Source organism: Microbacterium sp. MM2322 (assembly GCF_964186585.1).
Classification (GTDB): domain Bacteria; phylum Actinomycetota; class Actinomycetes; order Actinomycetales; family Microbacteriaceae; genus Microbacterium.
In genome coordinates this window covers 2133718-2145374 of sequence record NZ_OZ075067.1, presented here as the reverse complement: position 1 = coordinate 2145374, position 11657 = coordinate 2133718, and the positions used below count along the sequence as shown (strand labels likewise).

10 protein-coding genes are annotated in these 11657 nt (G+C 71.5%); 5 read left to right on the top strand and 5 right to left on the bottom strand.

What is annotated here, in order from left to right; all coding sequences use genetic code 11:
• The first annotated feature begins 18 nt into the window (after positions 1 to 18).
• Positions 19 to 2739 (top strand): FtsK/SpoIIIE domain-containing protein, encoded by a 2721-nt coding sequence (locus ABQ271_RS10520; RefSeq protein WP_349308712.1) that lies wholly within the window; start codon positions 19 to 21, stop codon positions 2737 to 2739.
• Between the two features lie 9 nt (positions 2740 to 2748).
• On the opposite strand, the gene ABQ271_RS10515 is transcribed toward ABQ271_RS10520, so the two are convergent.
• Positions 2749 to 3738 (bottom strand): asparaginase, encoded by a 990-nt coding sequence (locus ABQ271_RS10515; protein ID WP_349308711.1) that lies wholly within the window; start codon positions 3736 to 3738, stop codon positions 2749 to 2751.
• Positions 3739 to 3798: 60 nt separating this feature from the next.
• On the opposite strand from ABQ271_RS10515, the gene ABQ271_RS10510 reads away from it, so the two are divergent.
• Complete coding sequence (locus ABQ271_RS10510; RefSeq protein WP_349308710.1) at positions 3799 to 4296, top strand: OsmC family protein; 498 nt, start codon at positions 3799 to 3801, stop codon at positions 4294 to 4296.
• Here the strand turns inward: ABQ271_RS10510 and ABQ271_RS10505 are convergent.
• Positions 4265 to 5044 (bottom strand): lysophospholipid acyltransferase family protein, encoded by a 780-nt coding sequence (locus ABQ271_RS10505; RefSeq protein WP_349308709.1) that lies wholly within the window; start codon positions 5042 to 5044, stop codon positions 4265 to 4267. The two genes, ABQ271_RS10510 and ABQ271_RS10505, sit on opposite strands and share 32 nt — an antisense overlap.
• Positions 5045 to 5186: 142 nt before the next feature.
• Here ABQ271_RS10505 and ABQ271_RS10500 point away from each other — a divergent pair, with 142 nt between their 5' ends.
• Together ABQ271_RS10500 and ABQ271_RS10495 are read left to right on the top strand one after the other, a co-directional pair.
• On the top strand, positions 5187 to 6146 hold the full coding sequence (locus tag ABQ271_RS10500) for an FKBP-type peptidyl-prolyl cis-trans isomerase (protein ID WP_349308708.1): 960 nt from the start codon (positions 5187 to 5189) through the stop codon (positions 6144 to 6146).
• 43 nt (positions 6147 to 6189) lie between these two features.
• Entirely contained in the window at positions 6190 to 7272 is a 1083-nt protein-coding gene (locus ABQ271_RS10495) for a 1-deoxy-D-xylulose-5-phosphate reductoisomerase (RefSeq protein WP_349308707.1), read from the top strand.
• Between the two features lie 6 nt (positions 7273 to 7278).
• Here the strand turns inward: ABQ271_RS10495 and ABQ271_RS10490 are convergent, their stop codons facing one another.
• The 3 genes from ABQ271_RS10490 to ABQ271_RS10480 all read right to left on the bottom strand — a co-directional run bounded on the left by ABQ271_RS10490 (position 7279) and on the right by ABQ271_RS10480 (position 10250).
• Positions 7279 to 8853 (bottom strand): UDP-N-acetylmuramoyl-L-alanyl-D-glutamate--2,6-diaminopimelate ligase, encoded by a 1575-nt coding sequence (locus ABQ271_RS10490; RefSeq protein ID WP_349308706.1) that lies wholly within the window; start codon positions 8851 to 8853, stop codon positions 7279 to 7281.
• Positions 8854 to 8893: 40 nt separating this feature from the next.
• Positions 8894 to 9586 carry a DUF1775 domain-containing protein gene (locus ABQ271_RS10485; RefSeq protein ID WP_349308705.1) on the bottom strand — a complete coding sequence of 231 codons (693 nt, stop codon included), beginning with the start codon at positions 9584 to 9586 and terminating at the stop codon, positions 8894 to 8896.
• 79 nt (positions 9587 to 9665) lie between these two features.
• A complete protein-coding gene (locus tag ABQ271_RS10480; RefSeq protein WP_349308704.1) occupies positions 9666 to 10250 on the bottom strand; it encodes a hypothetical protein in 585 nt (194 codons plus the stop codon).
• An 85-nt stretch (positions 10251 to 10335) separates the two neighbouring features.
• On the opposite strand from ABQ271_RS10480, the gene ABQ271_RS10475 reads away from it, so the two are divergent.
• Positions 10336 to 11652: a site-2 protease family protein gene (locus ABQ271_RS10475; RefSeq protein WP_349308703.1), complete on the top strand. Its 1317-nt coding sequence runs from the start codon at positions 10336 to 10338 to the stop codon at positions 11650 to 11652.
• Positions 11653 to 11657: the final 5 nt, after the last annotated feature.

Genomic DNA, 11657 nt, shown 5'->3' with positions numbered 1-11657 from the left:
GCCGCGCACTGTGGGTGGGTGTCCACCCTCGCTCCTGACGAACCGCTGACCCTCCCGCGTCGTGCCGCTCCACCGGCTCGCCCGCCGCTTCCGCTTCTCACGGCGATCGTTCCCGTCATCGGGGCCGTGGTGCTCTGGGCGGTCACGGGTTCCGCCTACGCTCTCCTGTTCGCGGCTCTCGGACCCCTCATCGCCGTGGCCTCCGTCGCCGACGCCGCGCGCACATCGAAGCGGACGTCGAAGAAGGAAGCAGCGACACTCGCGCGCGAGTTGGCGCAGGCCGAGGCGGAGATCGCCCGACGGCACGACGAGGAGCGGCAACAACGCTGGGCGACGCATCCGGACGTCGCTCGCTTCCTCGCCCGTCCCGAATCGATCTGGCGGGCTGTCCCCGAGCGCGAGGCGATGCTCGTGATCGGGTCGGGGGAGGATCCCAGCTCGCTCCGCATCTCCGGAGGCGACGGCGACGAGGCAGCGACCGCCCTCCGTCGGCGTGCCGGCCTCATTGCCGATGCGCCGGTCCTCGTCCCGCTGACGACGGGTGTCGCCGTCATCGGACCGGGGCCCCTCGCCGCATCGGTCGCCCGCGCCCTCGCTCTGCAAGTCCTCTTGTGTCTCGCGCCCGGGAGGGTGCGGATCGGGGACGGCGGGCCCGGGTGGGCGGATGCCACGCCCCACCGTGCGGCGGCCGTGGGACCCCTCCTGCAGATCCTCGAGGAAGGCGGCATCGTCGGAGCCGACGTGGATATTCCGATCGTCGTCGTCCCCGACGGTGCGCCGCCGCCGCCCCGATGCGGAGCCGTGTTGCGGCTGACCGGTCCCACGACCGCCCGGCTCGATCTCGACGGGCGATCCCGCGAAGTGACGGTCGACGTCGCGTCGGAACAGCAGGCAGCGCTCGTGGCTGATCTGCTCGCCGAGCGGGCTGTCCGCGCACTCGGGCACTCCGCCGACGAGACGCTCACGCTGCGCGATGCTCTCCGCGGGGCCCCCGCGGCGCGGACCGGCGCCCTGCCGGCGGCATTCGCGAGTGACGGCGGCGCGGTATTTCCTCTCGACCTGGTCGGTGATGGTCCTCATGCCGTCGTGATCGGGATGACCGGTGCCGGCAAGAGCGAACTGCTCACCTCGTGGGTGGTCTCGCTGTGCGCAGCCCACACCCCGTCACAATTGGGCCTACTCCTGGTCGATTTCAAAGGGGGGCGCACCTTCGATCACCTGACACCGCTTCCGCACGTCACCGGGGTGCTGACGGATCTCGATGAGCCGACCACGGTCCGTGCGATCGAGAGCCTCCGCGCAGAGGTGCGGTATCGGGAGCGGACCCTCGCTGCGATCGGCGCGCGCGACATCGACGAGTCGGGTGACGCGCTGGGGCGGCTCGTGATCGTCGTCGACGAGTACGCGGCGCTCGTCGCCGCGCATCCCGTCCTGCACGACGTGTTCGGTGACCTGGCGGCACGCGGGCGGGCACTCGGCATCCACCTGATCCTCGCGGCGCAGCGCGCCACGGGCGTGTTCCGCGACGCCGTCCTCGCCAACGCGCCACTGCGCATCGCGCTCCGCGTCGCCGACGCGGGCGATTCGCGCGCCGTCCTCGGCGTCGACGATGCCAGTCGGCTGTCGGGGCGTCCCGAAGCCCGCGGGACGGCTCTCGTGCGTCGCTCCCGAGATACGGCGCCGCGAGCGGTACGCGTCTCCCTCTGCGACGGCGGCATCATCGCGGAGACGGCGGAGCGTCACCCCGGTGAACGGGCGCGGCGGCCCTGGCTGCCCGCGCTGCCCGATCGGATCCCGCTCGATCCGACGCGCCGTCGAGAGGGTGTCCTCCTGGCCGTCGCCGACGAACCCGACCGTCAGCGTCAGGGAGAGGTGGTCTGGGCGGACCCGACGCTCGCGGTCATCGGCGGTCCCGGAAGCGGCCGAACCGGTGTCCTCCGGACCATCGCGGCTCAGACGCCCGCACGGGTCGTGCCGGGAGATCCCGAGGCGGCGTGGGATGCCCTCACCGCGCTCGCGCAGACACCGAGCGGCACGGTGCTCGTCGACGATCTCGACGCGACGCTGTCAGCCCTGCCGGGGGAGTACGGGGCCGTGGCGGCGGAAGCGCTCGAGAGCGCCCTGCGCGGAGCTCGGACGCGTGGCATCCGGTTCGTCCTCGCGACGCAGCGAGTGGGCGGCGGAGTGGGGCGGATCCTCGACCTCGTTCCGCGACGGCTCATCCTCGGGACGGCGTCCCGGGCGGATCACGTCGCCGCCGGAGGGGAGGCCGCGGACTTCGTGCCCGACCTGCCGCCGGGCCGGGGGCGTCTGGGGCGGACGCTCGTCCAGGTGGTCGACGCAGGGGACTCCGCGCTGCTCGCGCCTGTCGAGGATCCGCCGGCGTGGCAGCCCGGCCGTCGCGCCGCGGCCGTGGTCGTTCCCGCCGGGCCCCGCCTCCGCAGACTGTCGGCCGCGTGGGAGCGCCTCGGTGTGCGGGTGAGCTACGTCGACGGCGAGGCGTCGTTGGAGCGCGGCGGCGTAGTCGTCGGACCGCCGGATGCCTGGCTCGCGCAGTGGCGGCTGCTCGCCGCAGCTCGTGCCGACGCCGACCTCGTCATCGATGCCGCGTGCGCCGCGGAGTACCGTTCCCTCATCGGGTCGCGCGACCTGCCGCCGTTCGCGCTTCCGGGAGCCGGGCGCGCGTGGCTGCACGCCCCCGATCGACCGGTTCGTCGGGTGCTGCTCGAAGCGGAGTGACAGTGCGGGTCAGACGGTGGGGCGGATGACGCCGACGTCCCGGCCCCCGCCCGTGACCGTCAGCGGAAGATCGCCGAGGGTGCGCGCGACATCCGCGGCCTGCAGGGCTCCGGCGCGGACGAGCAGGGTGAGCGCGGTGACAGCGCCGACACGATTGCTGCCGTCGAGCACCTTGAGGACGACCGTCGTCCCATTCGGGGCGACCATCGCCATCACGCCCTCCGCGCCGTGCTTCGCGAAGACTCCGAGACGCTCGGTGACGATCGAGTCCGGCTGCCCCGGCCCCTGGATCACCCACGGGTGCTCGCGGACCGCTCGAACCAGGACGCCGGCGCTGCGGTGCAGTGCGAAGGGCGATCGTTCAGAGGACGCCCCGATGCGATGGATCGCGCGCGCCAGGGCGGCGAGGGGCATCGCATGCACCGGCGCCCCGCATCCGTCGATCGCCGTCGCGGTGATCTTGGTTCCGGTGAGACGCTCGACGACCTCGCGGGTGTGGACCTGCAGCGGATGCTGCGGGTCGAGGTACGTCGCCATGTCCCACCCGTTCGCCTGGCAGGCGAGCAGCATGGCCGCGTGCTTGCCGGAGCAGTTCATCCGCACCCGCTGCGGTCCGATGAGCTCGCGCGTCATCTCGTCGCGTGCCGCGGCGTCCCCCGGCCAGGCAGGCGGGCAGAGGAGGGCGTCCTCCGCGACACCCGCGGCGTTCAAGATGTCGGTCACGAGTGCGACATGACGGTCGGTTCCCGAATGGCTCGCCGTGGCGATGGCGAGGTGAGGGCCTTCGAGCGTCGCTCCCGCGGTCACGCTCGCGAGCGCCTGCATGGGCTTCAGAGAGGAGCGGGGGAGGATCGGGGAGTCGACGGCTCCCAGCGACGAGATGACGACGCCGTCGGGGTCGAGCACGATCGCCGAACCCGAGTGGCGGGACTCCACGAACCCGCTGCGTTCGACGACGGCGAGTTCGACGGCATCCGTCACGGCGAAGGTCTCAGGCACCCGTCCAGCCTACTCAGCGCGCTCCGCCCTCTCGCGGCGGTCGCGTGCGAGACTGGCCGCGTGTACGACGAACATCACTACCGCGTCAGCACCCTCTGGACGGGCGATCGCGGCACCGGGACGAGCGGGTACCGCGACTACGACCGCGCGGTCACCCTTCGAGTCGACGGCAAGCCGGAACTCCTCGCATCGAGCGACAAGCCGTTCCGAGGGGACGCGTCTCGCTGGAATCCGGAAGACCTCCTGCTGGCTGCCCTCTCGGAGTGCCACCTGCTCTCGTACCTGCATGCGTGCGTCACGTCGGGGGTGGTCGTCACCGCCTACGAAGACGACGCCACCGGCACGATGGTGCTCGACGGAAAGGGCGGCGGTGCCTTCCGCGAGGTCACCCTTCACCCGCGTGTCACCGTGGCGGACGCCGCGATGGTCCCGGCCGCTGAGGCCGCCCACCGACAGGCGCGCGAGTGGTGCTTCATCGCGAATTCGGTCAACTTCCCCGTTCACCACGAGGCGACGGTGACGGCTGTCAGCGACGCTCGTGCGGAAGGACCTGCTTGAGGCGCTCCACCGGGTTCTGCGCGGGCACCTCGTTGTACGACCCGGCGAGCTCCTGTCCGGACAGAGAGTGGATCGCGGTCATGATGTCGTCCGTCGCCTGACGGCGGGCACGTCCCGAAGACGCCGGGCCGTGGTGCGAGAGGTCGATGGGCTCGCCGTAGCGAATCGTCACCCGAGGCGACATGCGCGGCCACTTGGCGCCGACGGGCATCGCGTCGTTCGTCCCGACGATCCCGACGGGGACGACCTTGGCGCCGGTCTCGAGGGCGAGGAAGGCGACGCCCGTGCGCCCCTTGTAGAGACGACCGTCGAGGGAACGCGTTCCTTCGGGGTAGAGCGCGATGGCCTTGCCCGACTGCAGGATCCTTCGCTGCTGATCGAGCGCCTCGAGAGCCGCCTGACCCGCCCCGCGCTGGACGGGCGTCGCGCCGAGAGCACGGAAGAAGCGGTTGCTGATCCACCCCTTGATGCCGGTGCCGTCGAAGTAGCTCGACTTGGCGAGGAAGTACACGGGACGCGGAGCGAACAGCGGAAGCACGAATGAGTCGATGAAACTCAGGTGATTGCTCGCGAGGATGATGGGGCCGGTGCGCGGGATGTTCCCCACGCCCTCGATCCGCGGGCGGTAGATGAGCCGCGCGAGAGGACCGAAACCCCAGCGCACCAGGTAATACAGAGCCCCGGCGCGCGCGAGTTCATCGACGGATGACTCGGCGGGGGTCTCGGGGGGAACAGGCGCTTCGGTCACCACAAGAGGGTACTGCCAAACCCATGCACGCCAGGACATGGCCGACGTGCAGTCGTGGGGGATTCGTTCGCCGACTCACACCCCGGACAAAAGAAGGTGAGGGAGGATGAGGGGACTCCCCATCACTCTGTGAGGTTCTTTCGTGCGTTTCCGCCCTCTCGCCGCTCTCTCCGCCGCTGCCGTAGCCGCCCTCCTGCTGGCCGGTTGCGCGTCTGGTCAAGGCTCTGCTCAGCCGACCGGCACGGCGGCCGCCGATCTCTGTGCCGCCGCCGCCGCTCCGGGCAAGGCATCCGACTCCGTCACGGTCGACGGGAGCGTCGGGAAGCCTTCGAAGGCGACCTTCAAGACTCCGCTCGAGCCCAAGAACCTCGAGGTGACCGTGCTCGACGAGGGTAAGGGCGAGGCCGTCAAGCCGGGAGAGTTCGTTTCGTACGCGATGACCGCGTACAACGCCAAGACGGGTGACGAGCTCGCGACCGTCGGTTACAAGCCGGGCGAGTTCCTGCCGTCGCAGTTGTCCGCCAGCACGATCCTCGGCCAGGTGTTCGGATGCGGGAACGTCGGCAAGCGCGTCGTCGCCACCTTCCCCGCCACCGACAAGGCACAGGCCGAGGTGTACGTCCTCGACCTCCTCGGGACAGTCCCGACGGCAGCCTGGGGCGAGTCGCAGGCAGCTCCCGCCGGGTTCCCGAAGGTGACCCTCGCGAAGAACGGTGCCCCGACGGTGGCGATTCCGAAGGGTGAGGACCCGCCCACCGAGACGAAGGTCGCGACCCTGAAGAAGGGTGACGGCTACACCGTGAAGAAGGGCGACTACGCGCTCATCCAGTACCACGGTGTCCGCTGGTCCAACGGAAAGACCTTCGACACCACGTGGGAGAAGAACGCTCCCATCGCCTACCCCACGACCCAGTACGTTCCGGGCTTCCAGAAGGCCCTCGAAGGTCAGGCGGTCGGGTCGCAGGTGCTGGTCGTCATCCCGCCGGCCGAGGGCTATGGCGAAGGCAAGATCAACGAGGCCGACTTGAAGGGCGAGACGCTCGTCTTCGTCATCGACATCCTCGGAGCTCAGTCGGCGACCGCCGGCTCGCCCGCAGAGTGACCGCGCGGCGGGTGCTTCGGCGCCCGCCGGTAGGGTGAGGGCCATGCGACGCATCCTGATCCTGGGTTCGACCGGCTCGATCGGGACGCAGGCGCTCGACGTCATCAGGCAGAACCGCGACCGATTCGACGTCGTCGGTCTGGCTGCCGGACGCGACCGCGAAGGAATGCAGGCCCAGGCGGACGAGTTCGGGGTCGCCGACACTGCGCTGGGCGCAGCGGACGCCGAGCGGCTCGTGCGGAGCGTCGAAACCGACGTCGTCATCAACGGCATCACGGGGTCCGTCGCGCTCGGGCCGACGCTCGCGGCCCTCGAGTCGGGGGCGATCCTGGGCCTCGCCAACAAGGAGTCGCTGATCGTCGGCGGTCCGCTCGTGACGAGGATCGCGGCGTTCGGTCAGATCGTCCCGGTCGATTCCGAGCATTCCGCGATCGCCCAGTGCCTGCGCTCGGGCGATGCCGGCGAGGTGCAGCGGCTCGTGCTCACCGCCTCCGGTGGACCGTTCCGCGGACGCTCACGTGCGCAGCTGGAGGACGTCACCCCGCGCGAAGCGCTCGCCCACCCAACCTGGGACATGGGCCGCGTCGTGACCACGAACTCCGCGACCCTCGTGAACAAGGGGCTCGAAGTCATCGAGGCGCACCTCCTCTTCGACGTCCCGTACGACCGCATCGACGTCACGGTGCATCCACAGTCGATCGTCCACTCGATGGTGGAGTTCGTCGACGGGTCGACGATCGTCCAGGCATCCCCACCCGACATGCGGCTGCCGATCTCCCTCGCGCTGGACTGGCCGCATCGGGTCGCGGGCGTGGGGGCCCCGCTCGACTGGACGACCTCGTCGAGCTGGACCTTCGAGCCGCTGGATGCCGAGGCCTTCCCCAGCGTCGCGCTCGCCAAGCAGGTCGGGGTCGCGGGGGCCACCTACCCTGCTGTCTTCAACGCCGCCAACGAGCAGGCCGTCGACGCCTTCCACGACGGCGCTCTGCCGTTCCTCGGCATCGTCGACACGATCGCGCGCGTCGTCGACGCCCACGAGCCGCCCGCGGAGCTGACGAGGGAGTCCCTCGCCGCCGCCGAGCGGTGGGCCCGTGAGACGGCGGACCGACTCATCGCCGCACGCTGAGCCCGGTCAGTCGGGAACGGGCCACCCGCCGCCGCGGAGAGCGTCCCGCGCGGCGCCCGCGGCGTCGAACGGGGTCCGCACGCCGTTGATCTCGCGGTAATGCTGGTGCCCGGGACCTGCCCACAGGATCGCATCGCCGTCGCCCGCGAGCGAGACGGCGGTCGCGATCGCGTCCTCCGGCGGCGTCACCTCGTGGATGACGGCGTCGGGCCTCGCGGCCAGCGCACCGTCGATGAGCGCCTGTCGGATGGTTGCGGGATCCTCCGACCGCGGGTGCTGGTCGGTGACGATGAGGATGTCGCTCCCGAGAGCAGCCACGGCGCCCATATCGGCGCGCTTGGTCGTGTCGCGATCGCCGTTGGCGCCGCAGACCATCACGACGCGGCCGGGGGTCACCCGGCGCACGGCATCCAGCGTCTTCTCGAACGCGTCGGGGGAGTGCCCGAAGTCGAGGTAGAGGGCCGGTCCGCGCTCGCCCGACAACCGCTGGATGCGTCCCGGCAGGTGCGCGTCGATGCGCCCGTCGCCGACGAGTCGGGTGAGAGCGGACCACTCCCAGCCCGCCTCGAGCAGCATGACGATGGCGAGGCCCGCGTTGGAGGCCATGTGCGGTCCGATCACGGGCACCGTCGTGGTGAGCGCGCCGGCGGGGCCGGTCAGCGTGAACGTCGTCCCCTCGGGGGTTTCCGTGACGATCTCGACCCGCCAGTCGGCGGCGACGGTGGGATCCGCCGCGATGGCGGGGGTGACGACCGTCGTCACCGGGATGCCGGCGGTCGCCGCGATCTCGATGCCTGCGGGCTGATCGACGCAGACGACCGCACGCCGTGAGCGCGCCGGTGTGAAGAGGGCTGCCTTGGCGTCGAGGTAGGCACCCATGTCGCCGTAGTCGTCGAGGTGATCGTGCGACAGGTTCGTGAATCCGGCGACATCGAAGTGCAGCCCGTCGACGCGGTGACGCGTGAGGGCCTGCGCGCTCACCTCTACGAGGATCGCCTCGACATCCCGCTCGCGCATCAGCGCGAGGAGCGCGTGCATCTCGGATGCCTCGGGTGTCGTCAACCGAGAGGGGATCACCTCGCCGGCGATGTGGCGCTCCGCCGTGGAGGACAGCCCGGTCACGACGCCGAGCCCGTGCAGCATCCCCTCCATGAGATGCGTGACGCTCGTCTTGCCGTTCGTGCCGGTGACCGCGAGAAGAGGCGGAAGGGCGGCATCCGCTCCGGTTCCGTAGACGAGCGCGGACAGCTCGCCGAGGACGGCGCGCGGATCGTCGACCACCAGGACGGGAACCGCGGCGCCTGCGAGGAGGGCGGCACCGTCGGCATCCGTCACGATCGCGACGGCCCCCTTCGAGATCGCGTCGCGCGCGAACTCGGCACCGTGCCGGTGCACGCCGCGGACGGCGACGAACACCTCACCCGGCCGCAGGTCCGCCGTGGCGAGCGTCACGCCGCGGGCGGAGACGCCGTCCAGGTTCACCTCGGACACGGCGCCCAGGTGGGCCGCGACGTCGGCGAGAGGCACCGTCGGCGGATCCGACGGCCGGAGGACGGGGGGCGGAGCGGAGGGGTTCTGCATGGTCCCTCCATCATCGCACCCGGCCTCCGGCCGACCCGGCTCAGACCCGGCGGCGGTTCAGGAGTGCGACGACGAGCGCGGTACCGGCGAGCACGAGTGCGCCGCCGCCGAGCCACGTCGCGACGGGCTGGTCGGACGAGGTCGCAGCTGCCGCGGGAGCAGCGGCTGCTCCTTCGTCGTCACCGTCGTGGTCGCCGTCGTGCTCCGATGCGGTCGCCGCGGAGGCCGGCGCGACCGCGACGACCGGAGCCGGCGACTCGAGCGTCTCGGGATCCTCGCCGTCCTTCGCGATCTGCGTCCAGGCGGTCTCCCCGGTCACGCACTTCTGGGTCACGGGGAACGCGATGTCGGTGCCGCCCACCTTCGAGGAGAACAGCGCGTCGAGCGACACGGAGGCGGCGAGCCCGTCCTCGATGGGCGTCACCGCGGTGTAGGTCACCTGGGTGGGGACGTTGTTCGCCCCGAGGGTCCGGCTGATCTTCCACGACGCGTCGACGACGGGGGTGACGTTGTCCACGCCCTTCGGGACGTCGAAGACGAGCGCGGTGGTGGCGGCGCCGTCGCAGCCGTGGCTGAACGAGAACTCCAGCCGCGACGTGGCCCCGGCGGCGGCGTCGTCGGAGTGGACGTGGACATGGGCGGATGCCGCGAGGGGAGCGGCGAGGACGAGGGCGCCGCCGAGGGCGATGCCGCTGAGGGTGAGCGCCGAGCGGCGCGCGGAACGAATGGTCATGGTCGTGATCTCCCGGTGGGATGCGGGGATGGGCCCGCGAGTGAGTGGTGAGCGATGTGCCGCGTGGTCGGCGGCCGGCTCAGCGGGGAGGTCCGCGGCGGGAGAGGTCGGCGAGGATGAGCCGCGGGCGGGGGCCGCGAGTCGAGGACGTGGCGGCCGCGGGGACCGTCGGCGTCGGCTGGAGGACGACGATGGCGGCGGGACGCAGGAGTTCCCGGATGCCGCGGGCCACGGCGCGCAGCATCCGTTCGCCGTGGCAGACCGCCACCGCGGTGAGGATCGCGGCGATGACGTGGCCGGTGAGCATGGCGGCGTCGAGCGGCATCGAGGTGCCGGTGACGGGGCCGAGGAGAGCGGTGCCGTGGTGATGCCCGGCGAGGGCGGCGCTCCGCGGGGCGGCATCGCCCACGAGCGCGAAGGCGCTGTGGAGCAGGGCCTGCGCCGCGGCGACGGCGGTCGCCGTGCGCAGCGCCGACGGGCGTGCGCCGACGATCAGGAGCGCGACGGGCCAGGCCAGGAGCGTCACCGCGACCACGAGCCACGGTGCGGGCGGAATGCCCCCGCCGAGGGTGTGGGCGGCCGCCGCCGTGAGGGTCGCGATCGATGCTGCCCCGCCCGCGCGGACGGCGCGCACGTGGCGCGAGTCGGCGGGGCGGGAGATCACCCCTCCAGCCTAGATCCGCCGCGCCGACGCGGCGGCAGGCGACGTCATCGCCGGTTCATAGCGTGCGGGGGTAGCGTGTCGGCTCGTGACCGTTCTCGCATTCATCATCGGCGTCGTCGTGCTGGTGCTCGGGCTCGCCGTATCCATCGCACTCCACGAGGTCGGCCACCTGGCACCCGCGAAGGCCTTCGGCGTGCGCGTCGGCCAGTACATGATCGGCTTCGGTCCCACGATCTTCTCCCGTCGGAAAGGCGAGACCGAGTACGGCTTCAAGCTCCTGCCCCTCGGGGGCTACATCTCGATGGCGGGGATGTACCCGCCCTCGCCCCGGTCCGCGGAGGCGGAAGCGGAAGGCCGTCCTCCTCGTCGCCGCCGGCTGTTCGAGACGATGATCCAGGACGCGCGCACGGTCAACGAAGAGACCCTGCAGGGCGACGGCGCCGACCGGGCGTTCTACCGCCTGCCGGTCTACAAGCGCGTGATCATCATGCTCGGCGGTCCGGCGATGAACCTGATCCTCGCCATCATCCTGTTCGCGATCATGTTCTCGGGCATCGGCGCGCAGACCGCGACCACCACGATCGCGTCGGTGAACGAATGCGTCCTGCCTGCGGGCACGTCCCAGACTGCCTGCGCGGACGGGGACCCCGCGTCCCCGGCGGCGGCCGCCGGCATCCGTCCGGGCGATGTCATCGTCTCGGTCGACGGGACCGCCGTCGACACCTTCGCGGCGGCGTCGGCGATCATCCAGAAGTCGCCCGGTGCCACGATCCCCGTGACCGTGGAACGCGACGGCGCACGGCAGACCCTCCAGGTCACGCCCGTCTCCGCCACGCGCGAGGTCGCCGCGGCGGACGGCTCGACGCAGACCGCGGAGGTCGGGTTCGTCGGCATGACGGCCACCGTGGCGTTCGTGCCGCAGCCGATCTGGGCGGGGCCGCAGGCCGCGTTCGAACAGACCGGCCGCGTCGTCGGGATCATCTGGCAGCTCCCGGCGCGCATCTACCAGACGGCCGTCGACACGGTCACCGGTGCCGGCCGTGACCCGAACGGGCCGCTGTCCGTCGTCGGCGCCGGCCGCCTCGCGGGTGAGGTCGCCGCAACGGAGGCGCCGATCCTCAACCGGGTCTCGGGCATGCTCGCGCTCCTGGGCTCCCTCAACATCGCCCTCTTCGTGTTCAACCTCGTGCCGCTGCTGCCCCTCGACGGTGGACACATCGTCGTCGCGCTGTGGGACGGGCTGAAGCGCGTGTGGGCCCGGGTGGCCGGGCGACGCCCCCCGCGTCCGGTGGACGCGACGAGACTTGTGCCCGTGACCTTCGTCGTGGTGATCGCGCTCGTGCTCATGGGCGGAACGCTGATCCTCGCGGACATCGTCAACCCGGTCCAGCTGCTGGGCTGAGCCCG

What these genes read in the sequence shown, in the direction of transcription:
- ABQ271_RS10485 (WP_349308705.1), bottom strand. Translation starts at nt 9,586, where the DNA reads ATGACCATTCGTTCCGCGCGCCGCTCGGCGCTCACCCTCAGCGGCATC.
- ABQ271_RS10495 (WP_349308707.1), top strand. Translation starts at nt 6,190, where the DNA reads ATGCGACGCATCCTGATCCTGGGTTCGACCGGCTCGATCGGGACGCAG.
- ABQ271_RS10490 (WP_349308706.1), bottom strand. Translation starts at nt 8,853, where the DNA reads ATGCAGAACCCCTCCGCTCCGCCCCCCGTCCTCCGGCCGTCGGATCCG.